The organism is Mycolicibacterium psychrotolerans (assembly GCF_010729305.1).
Classification (GTDB): Bacteria; Actinomycetota; Actinomycetes; order Mycobacteriales; family Mycobacteriaceae; genus Mycobacterium; species Mycobacterium psychrotolerans.
The window spans coordinates 2440350-2456218 of record NZ_AP022574.1 but is presented as its reverse complement, the minus strand read 5'-3'; the positions used below and the strand labels follow the sequence as shown (position 1 = coordinate 2456218).

At 70.5% G+C, this 15869-nt stretch carries 12 protein-coding genes; 7 read left to right on the top strand and 5 right to left on the bottom strand.

Features of this window, described 5'->3' with window-relative positions; all coding sequences use genetic code 11:
• Positions 1 to 14: 14 nt before the first annotated feature.
• Genes G6N45_RS12155 through G6N45_RS12145 form a run of 3 tightly spaced genes read right to left on the bottom strand, consistent with a single transcriptional unit; the run spans position 15 to position 4195 of the window.
• Positions 15 to 1874 carry a glycosyltransferase family 39 protein gene (locus tag G6N45_RS12155; protein WP_163728279.1) on the bottom strand — a complete coding sequence of 620 codons (1860 nt, stop codon included), beginning with the start codon at positions 1872 to 1874 and terminating at the stop codon, positions 15 to 17.
• 34 nt (positions 1875 to 1908) lie between these two features.
• Positions 1909 to 3513, bottom strand: a complete 1605-nt coding sequence (locus tag G6N45_RS12150) for a sensor histidine kinase (protein WP_163722568.1) — start codon at positions 3511 to 3513, stop codon at positions 1909 to 1911.
• Positions 3491 to 4195: a response regulator transcription factor gene (locus G6N45_RS12145; protein ID WP_057148184.1), complete on the bottom strand. Its 705-nt coding sequence runs from the start codon at positions 4193 to 4195 to the stop codon at positions 3491 to 3493. Before G6N45_RS12145 ends, G6N45_RS12150 begins: the two co-directional genes overlap by 23 nt.
• A 172-nt stretch (positions 4196 to 4367) precedes the next feature.
• Between G6N45_RS12145 and G6N45_RS12140 the strand changes: the two genes are divergently transcribed.
• The 5 genes from G6N45_RS12140 (at position 4368) to G6N45_RS12120 (ending at position 10371) form a co-directional block, all read left to right on the top strand.
• The gene (locus tag G6N45_RS12140; RefSeq protein WP_246228963.1) at positions 4368 to 4922 is read left to right on the top strand and encodes a hypothetical protein; all 555 of its coding nucleotides are present in this window, start codon (positions 4368 to 4370) and stop codon (positions 4920 to 4922) included.
• 73 nt (positions 4923 to 4995) lie between these two features.
• Positions 4996 to 5973, top strand: coding sequence for an oligopeptide ABC transporter permease OppB (locus tag G6N45_RS12135; RefSeq protein WP_163722567.1), 978 nt, complete (start codon positions 4996 to 4998; stop codon positions 5971 to 5973).
• Entirely contained in the window at positions 5970 to 6857 is an 888-nt protein-coding gene (locus G6N45_RS12130; RefSeq protein ID WP_163722566.1) for an oligopeptide ABC transporter permease OppC, read from the top strand. The genes G6N45_RS12135 and G6N45_RS12130 overlap by 4 nt, the downstream gene beginning before the upstream one ends.
• A complete protein-coding gene (locus G6N45_RS12125; protein ID WP_163722565.1) occupies positions 6854 to 8692 on the top strand; it encodes an oligopeptide ABC transporter ATP-binding protein OppD in 1839 nt (612 codons plus the stop codon). The genes G6N45_RS12130 and G6N45_RS12125 overlap by 4 nt, the downstream gene beginning before the upstream one ends.
• Positions 8693 to 8703: 11 nt before the next feature.
• Complete coding sequence (locus tag G6N45_RS12120; RefSeq protein ID WP_163722564.1) at positions 8704 to 10371, top strand: oligopeptide ABC transporter substrate-binding protein OppA; 1668 nt, start codon at positions 8704 to 8706, stop codon at positions 10369 to 10371.
• Here G6N45_RS12120 and G6N45_RS12115 read toward each other — a convergent pair.
• On the bottom strand, positions 10358 to 11626 hold the full coding sequence (locus tag G6N45_RS12115) for an alpha/beta hydrolase (protein ID WP_163722563.1): 1269 nt from the start codon (positions 11624 to 11626) through the stop codon (positions 10358 to 10360). The genes G6N45_RS12120 and G6N45_RS12115 overlap by 14 nt on opposite strands.
• 110 nt (positions 11627 to 11736) lie before the next feature.
• Between G6N45_RS12115 and G6N45_RS12110 the strand changes: the two genes are divergently transcribed.
• On the top strand, positions 11737 to 12951 hold the full coding sequence (locus G6N45_RS12110; protein WP_163722562.1) for an acyl-CoA dehydrogenase family protein: 1215 nt from the start codon (positions 11737 to 11739) through the stop codon (positions 12949 to 12951).
• A gap of 11 nt (positions 12952 to 12962) precedes the next feature.
• The gene (locus tag G6N45_RS12105) at positions 12963 to 14318 is read left to right on the top strand and encodes an LLM class flavin-dependent oxidoreductase (protein WP_163722561.1); all 1356 of its coding nucleotides are present in this window, start codon (positions 12963 to 12965) and stop codon (positions 14316 to 14318) included.
• On the opposite strand, the gene G6N45_RS12100 is transcribed toward G6N45_RS12105, so the two are convergent.
• Positions 14307 to 15848, bottom strand: a complete 1542-nt coding sequence (locus G6N45_RS12100; RefSeq protein WP_163722560.1) for a GMC family oxidoreductase — start codon at positions 15846 to 15848, stop codon at positions 14307 to 14309. The genes G6N45_RS12105 and G6N45_RS12100 overlap by 12 nt on opposite strands.
• Positions 15849 to 15869 lie beyond the last annotated feature (21 nt).

Below are 15869 nucleotides of genomic sequence, written 5' to 3'. Positions count from 1 at the left end.
CTGCGCAGGTGTGCTCAGCGTTGGCCCGAGCTATGCGCCGGCTGTGAGATGCCGGCCGTCAAGTCGTAGATCACCGTGCCGTCGACGGTCTGCGCCGGGAAGTGCGCGTCGACCCAATTCCGGATCGCGACCGAGTCCTTCGCCTCGCTCGCATCGGACCGGCCCATCGTCATCACCCGCCCCTGGATGAAGTAGTGGATCCGGCCCTCGGACGCGGCACGGACGAACTGGTCGAGCGTCGGCGAGGGATCCGTCCCGTTGAACCCGCCGATGGCCATCACCGGTGCGCCGATGGCCAATTGGTAGCCGGCGGCGTTGTTGGAGCCGACCACCGCGGCGGCCCAGGTGAATCGGTCCGCCTCGGCGGAGAGGACCCTGATCAGGTGGGCACGCGGCGTCGGTGAGCTCAACAAGCCGCCGCCGGTGAAACCGCCGCTACGCGCGGGGCCCACTGACGGGATGGCGCCGCTGTGCGGGGTCGCCGCGGTGGCCACCGCGTACGCCGCGGGCGCGGCAAGACAGGACACCACGGCCGCACCCGCGACGACGCGCGCGGCGATCGGGCCCAGCCGGCCCGCGACGAGGATCAGCGCCGCGGCCCCCACGCCGCCGACCGCGACAGCCGCCCGCAGCCACGGCAGCCAGTCCGCGGTGCGGGACAGCAGTTGCGCGGCCAGGACCACGGTGACGACGACCGCGCCGGCCAGCGCCGTCGCGGCGCGGATGTCGGTTCGGTTGCGCCACAACAACGTTGCGCCGATGCCGATACCGGCGGCGATCGCGGGCGCGAGCGCCACGGTGTAGTAGGGATGCACGATGCCGTTCATGAAGCTCAACACCACAGCGGTGACGGCCAGCCACCCGCCCCAGAGCACCAGCGCCGCGCGGGTGGGGTCGGTGCGGGGCGATCGGCGGGTGAGCACGAAACCGGCGGCGATGCAGATCACCGCGGCGGGCAGCAGCCAGCCGATGTCGGCGCCCATTCCGTAGCCGAGCAGCCGGCCCCACCCGACGTCGTGGTTGAGGTTGCCCAGCCCGCCGGGTTCGTTTCCCGTGAGCCGGCCGACACCGTTGTAGCCCAGGGCCAGTTCGACGATGCTGTTGTGCTGTGAGCCGCCGATGTAGGGCCGGGCCGAAGCGGGCCAGAGCTCGACGAGCGAGACGTACCACCCGGCCGACACCACGACCGCGAACGCGGCGAGCGCGGTGTCGAGGATGCGCGTGCGCGGCGGCCGGTGCCCGGCGAGCAGGTACGCCGCGGCAAGCGCCGGCAGTACGAGAAGCGCCTGCAACATCTTCGCCAGGAAGCCGAACCCGACGGCCGCGCCGGCCGCGACCAGCCACCACCGGCTGGCGTCCTTCTCGCAGGCGCGCTGGGTGCAGTAGGCGGCGAGCACGAGCATCAGCACCAGCAGCGCATCGGGGTTGTTGAAGCGGAACATCAGCGCCGCCACGGGTGTCAGCGCGAGGATCGCTCCGGCGAGCAGGCCGGCCCCGGGTCCGAGCAGCCGGCCCACGCAGGCGTAGATCAGGGCCACCGCGGCCACGCCCATCAGGGCCTGCGGCACCAGCATGCTCCATGTGTTGAACCCGAACAGCCGTGCCGAGATGTCCATCACCCACAGCGCGGCCGGGGTCTTGTCGACGGTGATCGCGTTGGCCGCATCGCTGGACCCGAACAGCATCGCCGTCGCGTCGGTCGACCCGGCCTGCACGGCGGCGGCGTAAAACGAGTTGGCCCACTTCGAGGCGCCGAGGTTCCACAGGTACAGCACGGCGGTGCCGATCAGCAGCGCGACCAGGGCCGGCGAGCAGACGCGAACTCGTGCTCCTGCGGCCTGTGTCGGCCGAGTTCGCGTCTGCTCGGCCGACATCTGCAAGGTCACGGCTCGATCATCGGCGGCCCCGCTAGGCGTCTGATGGGCCCCCGCTGTGCCTTGGCTGTGAATCACCGGGCAGCGTGACCACGAACTCGGTCCGGCCGGGCACACTGTGCACGACGATCGTGCCTCCGTGCGCGCGCACCACGGCCGCGACGATCGCCAGGCCCAGCCCGGTGCTGCCGCCCCGCCGGGACCGCGACGAGTCCCCGCGCGCGAACCGCTCGAACACCTCCGGCTGCAGCCAGACCGGAATGCCCGGACCGTCGTCGAGGACGGTCAGAACGGCGTCACCGCGGTCGTCGATGGTCAGCGAGGTCGTCACCGAGGTGCCCGGCGGGGTGTGCGTGCGGGCGTTGGCCAGCAGATTGGCCAGCACCTGGTGCAGCCGCGCCTCGTCGCCGGGCACGGCGACCGGCTCGTCGGGCAGGTCCAGCTCCCAGGTGTGGTCGGGGCCGGCGATGTGCGCGTCGCTGACGGTGTCGACGACCAGGCGGGTGAGGTCGACGGGTCCCCGCTCGAGCGGGCGGCCGGTGTCCAGCCGGGCCAGCAGCAGCATGTCCTCCACCAGCCGGGTCATCCGCTCGGTCTCCGACTCGACACGGCTCATCGCGTGGGCGACGTCGTCGGGCAGCTCATCGTGCTTGCGCTGCGCCAGTTCGGTGTAGCCGCGGATCGCGGCCAGCGGTGTGCGCAGTTCGTGGCTGGCATCGGCGACGAACTGACGCACCCGCGTCTCGCTGGCGTGCCGCGCCGACAGTGCCCCGGCGATCCGGTCGAGCATCCGGTTCAGCGCGGAGCCCAGCTGCCCGATCTCGGTGTTCGCCGCGGCGGGGTCGACCCTGACGATCGGGGTGGGCAACCGCACCTCGCCGCGGTCGAGTTCCAGGTCGGCGACCTGCTGAGCGGCGGCCGATACGCGGGCCAGCGGGGCGAGCTGGCGGCGGATGATCACCATGCCGGCGGTGCCGGCGCCGACCAGCGCGACCACGGCGACAATGCAGAAGATCGCCGCGACCCACAGCATGGTGTCGTCGACGTCGCTGGTGGGCAGCCCGGCGACGACGGACTGGCCGGGATGATGCGCGGGAAAGCTCACCACCCGGTAGCGGCCCAGGCCGTCGAGGTCGACCGTGACGGGCCGCTCGTCGGCCGGCAGCGCGGCGAGTTGTGCAGCCGCCGCGGCGGGGATCGCGGCCCGGGCGCCGTCGGTGGTGATCATCCCGGCGTCGAGCACCCGCCCGCCCGCGACGACGGCGCCGACGGTCAAGATGGCCTGCCCGGGCGCGTTGAGGAACTCCGGGCCGGGACCTTCCTTGTCGCGGATCATCACGCGGCGCGGCGGCCGGGGCGGCGGCGGAGCCGGCATCATGTCGGGCGGTCCCGCACCCGGCGGTGGGGGCGGCCCGAACTCGAAGATCACCGACGAGCGTCTGCCCGCCTCGACCACCTGTTCGTCGAGCTGGTTCATCAGGAACCGTTGCAGCGCGAACTCGGTCGCGAGGCCGATGCCTGCGCACACCACGGCCAGCAGGACCACCTGTGTGACGAGCAGCCGGGCGCGCAGCGACCAGCTGCGCGGCGAGCTGATCACGCTCAGGCGCGACCGCTCAGCGCGCGGGCTTGAGGACATACCCGGCACCGCGCAGCGTGTGGATCATCGGCTCGCGGCCGCTGTCGATCTTCTTGCGCAGATAGGACACGTACAGCTCGACGATGTTGGACCGTCCGCCGAAGTCGTAGCTCCACACCCGGTCGAGAATCTGGGCCTTGCTCAGCACGCGCTTGGCGTTGCGCATCATGAACCGCAGCAGTTCGAACTCCGTCGCGGTCAGCGTGATGACCTCGCCGGCGCGGGTCACCTCGTGGCTGTCCTCGTCGAGCACGAGGTCGCCGACGACGATGGTGGCCCCGCCGGTCTCGGTGCTCACCCCGGTGCGGCGCAGCAGCGCCCGCAGCCGCAACACCACCTCTTCGATGCTGAACGGTTTGGTGACGTAGTCGTCGCCGCCCGCGGTCAGCCCGGCGATGCGGTCCTCGACGGAGTCCTTGGCGGTGAGCAGCAGCAGGGGCAGACCGGGAATCTGGCGGCGCAGCTGGTGCAGCACGTCCAGACCGCTCATGTCGGGCAGCATCACGTCGAGCACGACGACGTCGGGCGGGTTGTCCTTCGCCAGTGCGATGGCCGTGGCGCCGTCGCCGGCTGTCGAGATCTCCCACCCTTCGTAGCGCAGCGCCATCGAGACGAGTTCGGCCAGCACCGGTTCGTCGTCGACGACGAGCACGTGCACGGGGCTGCCGTCGGCTCGGCGCATCGCCACCCGGGCGGCGTCGGCCCCGGTGGTCCCGGTCGTCCCGGTGTCGGAGGGGTTGGCCACCGCCCCATTATGGGCGCGCGCACTAGGTGCCGACTGTGCCGTTCCTATGTGCGGGCTGTGAAACCCCGCTCACAGCGCGCACACATCTCGGACCGTCATCGTGGGGAGCATGAGTGCTGATCACGTGACGTTCGACGACGCCGTCTGGGGCGCACCGCACCCTGCGCCGCGCCGATGGGGAGCACGGGAGACCGCGGTGGCGGTGGGGATCGCGGCGGTGATCGCCGGCCTTGGCGGCGCCGCGATCTACGCGGCGACAGGGCAGTCGGCGCACGGCGCGGGGCCCATGGGCAGCCACGCGTTCGGCCCGCCGGGCGGGCCGCCCGACGGTCAGGGTGGGGCCGCCGAGACACGGGGTCCGGCGCTGCACGGCCAGTTCGTGGTGCCTGCCACCGGTGGCGGTTACACCACGCTGGTGATCCAGACCGGCACGGTGACGGCGGTGTCGCCGGCATCGGTGACGGTGCGCAGCGCCGACGGCTTCAGCCAGCAGTATGCGATCGGCGCCGGGCTGCGCGCGCCTGCCGTCGACGACCAGGTGACGATCCGCGCAGTCCGCGACGGCGAGGGCGGCGCCGTCCGGATCACTGAGATCCTCGACCCCCGGGAGGCTCCCGGCCTGCCCGCCGGCATGGGTCCGATGGGGGCCGCCGCGCCGCGTTGACGGGCATCGACGCGCTGACCGGCGGACACATCTCCTAACCTGTCCGCATGCAGCCCCGAGGCGGACCCGCCGGATGACCCGCTTCCTCGCGCGTCGGCTGCTCAACTATCTGGTGCTGCTGGGGCTGGCGTCGTTCCTGGCGTTCTGCCTGACGTCGCTGACCTTCCACCCCCTCGACAGCCTGCTCGAGCGCAACCCGCGGCCGCCCCAGGCGGTGATCGACGCCAAGGCCGCCGAACTCGGCCTCGATCAGCCGATCCCGCTGCGGTACGCGCAGTGGGTGTCCGGCGCGGTCCGCGGCGACTTCGGCACCACCGTCACCGGCCAGCCCGTCACCGACGAGCTGTGGCGGCGTGTCGGGGTGAGCCTGCGGCTCGTCGTGATCGGCTCGGTGCTCGGCACGATCATCGGCGTGGTGGTCGGCGCCTGGGGCGCGGTCCGGCAGTACCGGTTGTCCGACCGCGTGATCACCGTGCTCTCTCTGCTGGTGATCAGCGCCCCCACGTTCGTGGTGGCCAACCTGCTGATCCTCGGTGCGCTGAAGGTCAACTCGGTGCTCGGTGTGCAGCTGTTCGAATACACCGGTGAGACGTCGTCGGACGCGGTCGGAGGCGGATGGAACCAGTTCGTCGACCGGCTGCAGCACCTGGTGCTGCCGACCGCCACGCTGGCGCTGGCCTCGATCGCCGGCTTCAGCCGCTATCAGCGCAACGCGATGCTCGACGTGCTGGGCCAGGATTTCATCCGCACCGCCCGGGCCAAGGGGTTGACCCGTCGTCAGGCGCTGTTCAAACACGGGTTGCGCACCGCGCTGATCCCGATGGCGACGCTGTTCGCCTACGGCATCAGCGGTCTGGTCACGGGCGCCGTGTTCGTCGAGAAGATCTTCGGCTGGCACGGCATGGGCGAGTGGTTCGTCCAGGGCATCGCGGCCCAGGACACCAATATCGTCGTCGCGTTCACCGTTTTCTCCGGCACGACGATCCTTCTCGGCGGGCTGCTGTCCGACGTCATCTACGCCGCCCTCGACCCGCGGGTGCGTGTCTCGTGACCGCGCCGGAGTTCGTGACCCGACGCACGCTGGTGTGGCGCCGTTTCCGCGCCAACCGGCCTGCGATGGTGTCGGTGGTGGTGCTGGTGGTGCTGTTCGTCGGGTGCTGGGCGCTGCCCCCGCTGCTGCCCTACTCCTACACCGACCTCGACTACTACGCGTTGCAGCAGCCGCCGTCGCCCCAGCACTGGTTCGGCACCAACGCACTCGGCCAGGATCTGCTCGCCCAAACCCTGCGGGGTATGCAGAAATCGCTGATCATCGGCGTCTGCGTGGCGGTGATCTCCACGCTGGTCGCCGCGACGGTGGGCGCGGTCGCCGGATACTTCGGCGGCTGGCGCGACACGGTGCTGATGTGGTTCGTCGACCTGCTGCTCGTCGTGCCGGGCTTCATCCTGATCGCGATCGTCACGCCGAGCACCAGGGGCAGCGGCACCGTCATCTGGCTCATCGTGCTTCTCGCCGCGTTCAGCTGGATGATCAGCTCGCGCATGGTCCGCGGGATGACGATGAGCCTGCGGGACCGCGAATTCGTGGCCGCCGCACGGTATATGGGGGTGAGCAACCCGCGGATCATCGCCCGCCACATCGTGCCGAATGTCGCGTCCATCCTGATCATCGACACCACGCTGAACGTCGGGGTCGCGATCCTCGCCGAAACCGGGCTCAGTTTCCTCGGTTTCGGGGTGCAGCCGCCCGACGTGTCGCTGGGCACCTTGATCGCCGCCGGCACGGGTTCGGTGACGACGTTCCCGTGGGTGTTCCTGTTCCCCGCCGGTGTGCTGGTGCTGATCGTGCTGTGCGCCAACCTGATCGGGGACGGGCTGCGCGACGCGCTCGACCCGGGGATGCGGCCGGCCCGGCGGCGGGGGGCACGCCGATGAGCCTGCTCGAGGTGCGCGGGCTGACCGTCACGTTCCCCACCGACACCGAACGGGTGGCCGCGGTACGCGGCCTGGACTACGACGTCGCCTCCGGCGAAGTGGTCGCCCTGGTCGGCGAATCCGGTGCGGGCAAATCGGCGGGTGCGATGGCCGTCGTCGGGCTGCTGCCCGAGTACGCCGAGGTGTCCGGGTCGGTGCGGTTACACGGTCAGGAACTGCTCACCGGGTCGGACGCCGAGATGTCGCGGGTGCGCGGCGCCAGGATCGGCACCGTCTTCCAGGATCCGATGTCGTCGCTGACGCCGGTCTACACCGTCGGCGACCAGATCGCCGAGGCGATCCGCGTCCATCATCGCGACGTCAGCCGTGGCGCGGCCCGCACCCGCGCCGTCGAACTGCTCGAACTGGTCGGCATCTCCCAGCCGGCGCAGCGGGCCCGGGCGTTCCCGCACGAGCTCTCCGGCGGGGAACGCCAACGGGTGGTGATCGCCATCGCCATCGCCAACGATCCGGATCTGCTGATCTGCGACGAGCCGACGACCGCGCTGGACGTCACCGTGCAGGCCCAGATCCTCGACGTGCTGCGCACCGCGCGCGACGTCACCGGCGCGGGCGTGCTGATCATCACCCACGACCTCGGCGTCGTCGCGGAGTTCGCCGACCGGGCGCTGGTGATGTACGCAGGCCGGGCGGTCGAGACGGCGCCCGTCGCCGACCTCTACAGCCAGCGCCGGATGCCTTATACAGCAGGCCTTCTCGGCTCGGTCCCGCGCCTGGACGCGCCGCAGGGCGCGCGGCTGGTGCCGATCCCCGGCGCTCCCCCGTCGCCGGCTGCGCTGCCCAGCGGCTGTCCGTTCACGCCGCGCTGCCCGCTGGCCGTCGAGGAGTGCAGCACGGCCGAGCCTGCGCTGGAATCCGTCGGCCCCGCGCACCGGGTCGCCTGCATCCGGCACGAGGACGTCGCCGGTCGCAGCGCGGCCGACATCTACGGCGTGTCCACCGCACCGGGATCCGCCGCCGACGACACCGGCGAGCGGCCCGTCGTGCTGGCGGTGCGCGACCTGGTGAAGACCTTCCCGCTGACCAAGGGTGTGGTGCTGCGCCGCCGGACCGGCGAGGTGCGTGCGGTCGACGGCGTCGACCTGACGTTGCGGCAGGGCCGGACCCTGGGCATCGTCGGCGAGTCCGGATCGGGCAAATCGACCACGCTGCACCAGATCCTGGGACTGTCCGCGCCGCAGAAGGGCAGCATCGAGGTGCTCGGCGCCGACGTCGCCACACTGGACCGCACCGGCCGCCGAGCCCTGCGGGGCGACCTCCAGGTGGTGTTCCAGGATCCCGTCGCGTCGCTGGATCCGCGACTGCCGGTGTTCGACGTCCTCGCAGAACCTTTGCAGGCCAACGGATCCGACAAAGCCACCACCGAGGCGCGAGTGGCGGAGTTGCTCACCCTGGTGGGGTTGCGCCGCGAGGACGCCGGCCGCTACCCGGCCGAGTTCTCCGGTGGGCAGAAGCAGCGCATCGGCATCGCCCGCGCGTTGGCCCTGCAGCCGAAGATCCTGGCGCTCGACGAACCGGTGTCGGCGCTGGACGTGTCCATCCAGGCCGGCATCATCAACCTGCTGCTCGACCTGCAGGACCGGTTCGGCCTGGCCTACCTGTTCGTCTCCCACGACCTGTCCGTGGTCAAGCACCTCGCCCACGACGTCGCGGTGATGCACCGGGGCCGGATCGTCGAGCAGGGCAGCAACGAGGCGGTGTTCGGCGACCCCCGCGACGAGTACACGCGGCGGTTGCTCGCGGCAGTCCCCCGGCCGCAGCCCGATCCCGGTTAGAGTCTGTCCGCATGACTCTGCTTCTGCGACTGATCGGCGTCGGCCTGACCGTCGCCCTGGTCCTGACGGGCTGTTCCGGCTCGAACACCGAGACGCCCTCGGCCGGGGGAAATGCCGAGCTCGGCGCGTCCGCCGACATCAACCCGCAGGACCCCGCGACGCTGCGGCAGGGTGGCAACCTTCGACTTGCACTCACCGGGTTCCCCGCCAACTTCAACAACCTGCACATCGACGGCAACCTCGGCGAGATCGGCGCGATCTACAAGGCGATGATGCCCCGCGCGTACTTCATCAAGCCCAACGGCGAGATGACCGTCAACAGCGACTTCTTCACCAACGTCGAGCTGACGAGCACCGAACCCCAGGTCGTCACCTACACGATCAATCCGAAGGCGGTGTGGAGCAACGGCAGGCCGGTGACGTGGGAGGATCTCGCCGCCCAGGTGACAGCGACCAGCGGCAGGGACAAGAGGTTCCTGTTCGCCTCGCCGAACGGCGCCGACCGGGTCGGGTCGGTCACCAAGGGTGTCGACGACCGGCAGGCCGTCGTCACGTTCGCCAAGCACTATGCCGACTGGAAGGGTCTGTTCGCCGGCAACGGCATGCTCTTCCCGAAGGAGATGACGGGCACGCCCGAGGCCTTCAACACCGGGTTCCGGGACGCCCCGCCACCGTCGGCCGGCCCGTTCATCATCACGAACATCGACCGGGTGGCGCAACGCATCACGCTGGGGCGCAACCCGAAGTGGTGGGGAACGCCCCCACTGCTGGATTCGATCAGCTACAGCGTGCTCGACGACGCGGCCCGGATCCCCGCGCTGCAGAACAACGCACTCGACGCCACCGGCCTGGCCTCGCTCCCCGAACTGACGACAGCCCGCGGCACACCCGGCATCGCGATCCGGCGGGCCCCCTCGGCGAGCTGGTACCACCTGACGTTCAACGGTGCGCCCGGCTCGATCCTCGCCGACCCGGCGCTGCGGAGGGCGATCGCCAAGGGCATCGACCGGCAGGGCATCGTCACCGTCGCCCAGAACGGCCTCGTGGACAAGCCGGTGCCGCTGAACAACCACATCTTCGTGGCGGGCCAGGAGGGCTACCAGGACAACGGCATCGCGTTCGATCCCGAGGCGGCCAAGCGGGAACTCGACGCGCTGGGCTGGCGGCTCAACGGCCAGTTCCGCGAGAAGGACGGCCGCCGGCTGACGGTGCGCAACGTGTTCTACGACAGCGTGAGCACCGGACAGATCGGCAGGATCGCTCAGAACAACCTTCAGCAGATCGGCGTCGACCTGCAGCTCGTCGCCGCCGCAGGCGGCAAGCTGTTCCCCGACTTCGTCACGCCCGGCAACTTCGACCTCGTTCAATTCGCCTGGGGCGGCGACGCGTTCCCGTTGTCAGGACTCACGCAGATCTACGCGTCACAGGGCGAGAGCAACTACGGCAAGATCGGCAACCCGGAGATCGACGCGAAGATCGAGCAGACCCTCTCCGAGCTGGATCAGACCAAGGCCCGCACGCTGGCCAACGAGGTCGACACCATGCTCTGGCAGGAAGTCTTCAGCCTGCCGCTGTTCCAGGCGCCGGGCAACGTCGCGGTGCGCAGCACGCTGGCCAACTTCGGCCCGGCCGGCATCGGCGACCTCAACTACACGGCGATCGGCTTCATGAAGGGCTGACCTGGCGCACCACTCGCGGTACCGCGTCGGGCACCTTGCCCTCGGCACTGGCGGCCAGCCGGATCGCTGCCACCAGCAGGCGCACGCTCAGATTGGCGGGCAACGCGTCGAGTTCGGCGGCGCGCGAGGGTAGTTCGTCGATCTGCCCGGCGACGACGGCCCGGCACACCTGCAGCGCCGCGTGTTCGCGGGTGTCGAGCATGCTGTGCCCTGCCGTCGGCAGGTCGACGAGCACCGAGCCGGGGATCAGGTCCGTGACCCGGTGCGCGACCGCCGGCGGAGTGGTGAGGTCGCGGCCGCCCGTGAGAACGGCGGTGGGCCAGGCGAAGCCCGGCATCGCCGAGGCGAGATCGTAGGGCTCGGCCTCGAAGTCGACGTCACCGCTTGCCATCTCGCGCAACGCGACGGCCGGGTCCAGGGGTTTGCCGTCGGGTTCGGCGCCGTAGTTCAGCTCGCGGTAGGCGATGCGTTCCACCAGGTCGGGCTCGTGCTGGTACGGGGTCTTGCGTTCGAGCAGGTTGCGCGCCCCGAACCCGACGGCCGCCCACAACCAGTCGTGACCGGCCAGCAGCAGGTTCAGCTGCCGGCACAGCACCTCCGGTCCGGCGACTCCGTACATGTCGCCGATCAGCTGGACGTCCTTGGAGCTGACCACGCCGTCGCCGACGAGGCGGCGCACCTTGGCGGCCAGGTCCGCGGTTCCGGGCACCGTCCCGTCCCACAGCACGCGGCGGGTCATCGCCCGCACCTCGGCGATGTCGGCGCACGACAGCAGCGGCGAGTCCAGCACCATCGCGTGCACCCGCGACGGGTGCGATTTGCCCAACCCGGCGGCCAGGTAGGTGCCGTACGAGGCGCCGTAGACGATGGCCTTGTCGACCTGGGCGTCATCGAGCACGGCGGCGAGGTCGTCGACCACGGCCCGCACGGTCAGCGCCTCGGGCGGCAGGTCGGCGCCCCGGTCGTCGTGCCGGGACAGGCCGACGCCGCGGTGCTCGACCATGATCACGTCGAGGCCCGCGACCGCGGCGCGCCGCCGGAACGCCCGGTACAGCGCAACCGAGGCGGCGCCGGGGCCACCCGGGATGACCAGCAGCGGGTGGGCCGACTTGCGGCCGGTCCGCACGTAGTACACGTCGAACTCGTCGTCACCGCCGGTGGCCGCGCCGGTCCCGAACGGTCGGCGCACCGGCCGGACACCGGGCAGCGCGGCGAGCTTGGCGTGCGCGCGGCGACGCTTGGCGTTCATCGTCATCGAGCCCCATTGTGCCCCGTCTGCGCAGGTCGGTCACGCCGGCACCGGTTCGGTTCGGGCTGATCCAAAGCCGTGCGCTGCGCAGCGGCCCGCCGGTACACATTGACCCCATGACCTCCGTGGACCACGCACACGCACTGCTTCCCGATTCCGCCGGCTTCGCGGCCCTGCTCACCGAGATCGGCGCCGGCGCCAGCGATCGAGATCGCAATGACGAGAACCCCTTTGACCAGGTGAGCGCACTCAAGCGGGCCGGCTTCGGTGCGCTGCGGCTGCCCGCCCGCTTCGGTGGGCCGGGACTGTCTGTGCCGCAACTGTTCTCCGCTGTCGTCGACGTCGCGCGCGCGGATCCGATTGTGGCGCACATCTTCCGGACCCATTTCTGGTTCGTCGAGGAGAGGCTGCGCACCGCCGAGAAGCCCACCTCGCAGGCGTGGCTGGCCAAGGTGGTCGAGGGCAAGACGTTCGGCAACGCGTTCAGCGAGAAAGGCGCCAACGCGGTCGGCAGCCTGGTGTTCAACACCCGGTTGCTGCCCGCCGACGGCGGGTACCGGCTCGACGGGGAGAAGTTCTACAGCACCGGCACCCTGTTCTCCGACTACCTGACTGTCGCGGCCACCACCGACCACGACTCGGTGGCCACCGTCGTGGTGCCCGCCGACCGGGCCGGCGTGCGGCTGATCGACGACTGGGACGGCTTCGGGCAGCGCCGCACGGGCACCGGCACCACGGTGTTCAGCGATGTGACGGTGGCTCCCGGCGAGCTGCTCACCGACACGCCGTACGACGCCGAAGCCGAGCCGACGGTGCAGTACGCGTCGCTGCAGCTGTTCATCCACGCCGTGGTCGCCGGGATCCTCGAGTCGGTGGTCGACGACGGCGTGGCACTGTTGCGCTCCCGGGAGCGCAGTTTCAGTCACGCCGTCACCGAACGGCCCACCGAGGATCCGCTGCTGCAGCGCCAGCTCGGCGAGATCGCGAGCACCGCGTTCATCGCCCGCGCGGCCGTGCTGGACGCCGCCGCAGCCATCGGTGCCGCCACCGACTCCCAGGCCGCCACCGGGGTGCCCGACGCCGAGCTGGCGACCGAGGCGCAGCTCAAGGTCGCCAAGGTCAAGGTGCACCTCGACGCGGTGGCGCCCGAGGCGGCGACGCGGCTGCTCGAGCTGGGCGGGGCGAGCGCGTCGAGCAGAACACGCAACCTCGACCGGCACTGGCGCAACATCCGCACCATCACGCTGCACAACCCGGTGGGGCTCAAGGCGCGGGCGATCGGCCAGAACCTTCTGCACGGCACCGCCCTGCCCGCCAACGCCTACTTCTGATCGGAGCCACCATGACTCGACAACTGCACCTCGGCGGATTTCAGATCGCCTCGCAGGTCACCCACTCCCATGCCGCCTGGCGTCATCCCGCCAGCGACACCCGCTTCACCACACCGGACTACTACCACCGGATCGGACGCATCCTGGAACGCGGCAAGTTCGACTTCGTGTTCTTCGCCGACCTGCTGGCCGCGCCGGTGCGCTACGGCGACGACATCACCGAACCGCTGCGACGCGGAACGCAGGCCACCGCGACCCTGGACCCCTCGATCGTGGCGGCCAGCATCGGGGCGGTCACCTCCAAGCTCGGGGTCGCGATCACCAAGTCGGCCACCTACTTCCACCCTTATGAATTGGCGCGCATCTTCGCCAGCCTCGACCACATCACCGCGGGCCGGGTGGCGTGGAACATCGTGACCTCATTGACGCAGAGCGAAGCGCAGAACTTCGGCCACGACGACCATCTCGCCCACGAGTACCGCTACCAGCGCGCCGATGAATTCGTCCGGACCGCACTGGACCTGTGGTCCAGCTGGGACCCCGACGCGCTGGTGCTCGACAAGGAGTCCGGCGTGTTCGCCGACCCCACGCGCATCCGCCGCGTCGACCACGACGGCGAGTACTTCCGCACCCGCGGACCGCTCAACGTTCCGCACTCACCGCAGGGCCGCCCGGTGCTGATCCAGGCCGGCTCCTCCGCGACGGGCAGGGACTTCGCCGCGAGGTGGGCGGAGGCGATCTTCGAGATCGACCCGACGCCGGAAGGCCGGCGCGCCTACTACGACGACATCAAGTCCCGCGCCTCCGACGTCGGCCGCGACCCCGACTCGGTGCTGATCTTCCCGGCGTTCATCCCCTTCATCGGCGAGACCGAGTCGATCGCCCGCGAGAAACAGGCGTTCCACAACGAACTGGCCGACCCGATCTCCGGGCTCATCACACTGTCGGTGCACACCGACCACGACTTCTCGGTCTACGACCTCGACGCCCCGGTCGAAGACGTCACCGTCAGCGGCACGCAGGGACTGTTCGACACCGCGCGACGGGTCGCCAACCGGGACAACCTCACCTTGCGCGACATCGGGAACTGGTACGCCCAGGGCGTGCTGCTGCCACAGTTCGTGGGCACCGCCGGCCAGGTGGCCGACCAGATCGAGGAGTCTTTCCGGGCCGGTGAGGCCGACGGCTTCATGGTGTCGGCGGCCCAAACCCCGGGCACCTTCAACGATTTCGTCGACGCCGTCGTCCCGGAGCTACAGCGGCGCGGGCTCTTCCGCACCGAGTACACCGGAAACACGTTGCGCGACCACCTCGGCCTTCCACCGGTGACGTTCGACGCGCCGCAGCGCCTGCAGTCAGTGAGCTGAGCGGATCAGATCGGCGGCCTTCTCACCGACGACCGTGGTCGGCGCATGGGTGTGGCCGCGGATCAGCGTCGGCATCACCGATGCGTCGGCCACCCGCAGGGCGCGCACACCGCGCACCCGCAGTTCCGGATCGACGACGCTGGCCTCGTCGGTGCCCATGCGGCAGGTGCCGACGGGGTGGTACAGGGTGTGCGACACCGTCTCCAGCGCCCGCGCCAGCGTGTCGTCGTCGAGCTCGGTCGCGTTGAGCGGGCGGGCGATCCGGCCGATGGTGCCGCGCAGCGCCGGGGACCTGGCGATGTCGGCGCACATCCGCAGGCCCGACATCAACGCCTCGCGGTCGGCCCCGGCGTAATCGCTCAGATAGCGGGGATCGATCAGCGGCTTGTCGTACGGGTCCGCTGAGCGCAGCGCGATCACGCCGCTGCTGGCCGGGGTGAGCAGGATGGGCCCCATGACGACGGCGTGGTTGAGGTAGGGATCGCCGATGGCCTCGTCGAAAAACGGTGCGGGAGCGAAGATCAGCTCGAGGTCGGGTAGCTCGAGCTCGGGACGGCTCTTGACGAAGCCGTACGCCTCACCGACGTTCGAGGTGAGCATGCCGCGGCGGCGCAGCAGATAGTTGAGCAGCTCCAGCGGCTTCTCGGCGGCGAACAGCGTGTCGTACGGCACGTCGAAGCCCAGCGGGACGACGAGGTGGTCGAGCAGATTCGCGCCAACCGCCGGCCGGTGCGCCACCGTGGTGATGCCGTGGCGGGCGAGCTGGTCGTGGTCGCCGACACCGGAGAGCATCAACAATTGCGGCGTGTTGATCGCCCCGGCGCACAGCACCACCTCGCGGCGCGCGGTGACGACGGTGCGCCCGCCCTTGCCGTCGAACTCGACTCCGATCGCGCGGTCCCCGGCGAACACGACCCGGGTCGCGGTCGCTTCGGTGAGCACGGTGAGGTTCTTACGCCGGCGAACGGGTTTCAGGTAGGCGTCGGCACTGCTCCACCGTGCGCCGCGCCGCTGAGTGACCTTGGTCTGGCAAAAGCCTTGGGGCTGCGCTGACGTCGGCTCCTCGACGCGGTGCCCGCACTCGCGCACGGCGGTCAGCCACGCGGCGGTCGAGGCGCGGGGGCTGCGCTGTTCGGAGATGACGAGCGGGCCGGCCTGCACCTGCTGCAGATACGGCTCGAGGTGGGCGAAGTCCCACGACGGACCCGCCTGTTCGCCCCATGCGTCGTAGTCGGCCGCGAAGCCGGGCACCCACATCATCGCGTTCATCGACGACGACCCGCCGAGCACCTTGCCGCGCGGCCAGTACACCCGCCGACCGGCCAGCCCCTGCTGCGGTTCGGTCAGGTAGTCCCAGTCCAGCGGACCGCGCATCAGCTTCGAGAAGCCGGCCGGGATGTGCACGAAGGGGTCGCGGTCACGCTTGCCTGCTTCGAGCACCACCACGCGGACGGACGGATCGGCACTGAGCCGGTTGGCCACCACCGCGCCGGCCGAACCCGTCCCCACCACCACGTAGTCGGCATCCACGACCGCGAAGTCTAGCCGCGC

Bases quoted from the DNA above. Each gene is read 5' to 3' on its own strand.
- G6N45_RS12135 (WP_163722567.1), top strand. From the start codon at position 4,996: ATGACCCGCTTCCTCGCGCGTCGGCTGCTCAACTATCTGGTGCTGCTG.
- G6N45_RS12150 (WP_163722568.1), bottom strand. From the start codon at position 3,513: ATGTCCTCAAGCCCGCGCGCTGAGCGGTCGCGCCTGAGCGTGATCAGC.
- G6N45_RS12125 (WP_163722565.1), top strand. From the start codon at position 6,854: ATGAGCCTGCTCGAGGTGCGCGGGCTGACCGTCACGTTCCCCACCGAC.
- G6N45_RS12140 (WP_246228963.1), top strand. From the start codon at position 4,368: ATGAGTGCTGATCACGTGACGTTCGACGACGCCGTCTGGGGCGCACCG.
- G6N45_RS12120 (WP_163722564.1), top strand. From the start codon at position 8,704: ATGACTCTGCTTCTGCGACTGATCGGCGTCGGCCTGACCGTCGCCCTG.
- G6N45_RS12110 (WP_163722562.1), top strand. From the start codon at position 11,737: ATGACCTCCGTGGACCACGCACACGCACTGCTTCCCGATTCCGCCGGC.
- G6N45_RS12155 (WP_163728279.1), bottom strand. From the start codon at position 1,874: ATGTCGGCCGAGCAGACGCGAACTCGGCCGACACAGGCCGCAGGAGCA.
- G6N45_RS12145 (WP_057148184.1), bottom strand. From the start codon at position 4,195: ATGCGCCGAGCCGACGGCAGCCCCGTGCACGTGCTCGTCGTCGACGAC.
- G6N45_RS12105 (WP_163722561.1), top strand. From the start codon at position 12,963: ATGACTCGACAACTGCACCTCGGCGGATTTCAGATCGCCTCGCAGGTC.
- G6N45_RS12115 (WP_163722563.1), bottom strand. From the start codon at position 11,626: ATGACGATGAACGCCAAGCGTCGCCGCGCGCACGCCAAGCTCGCCGCG.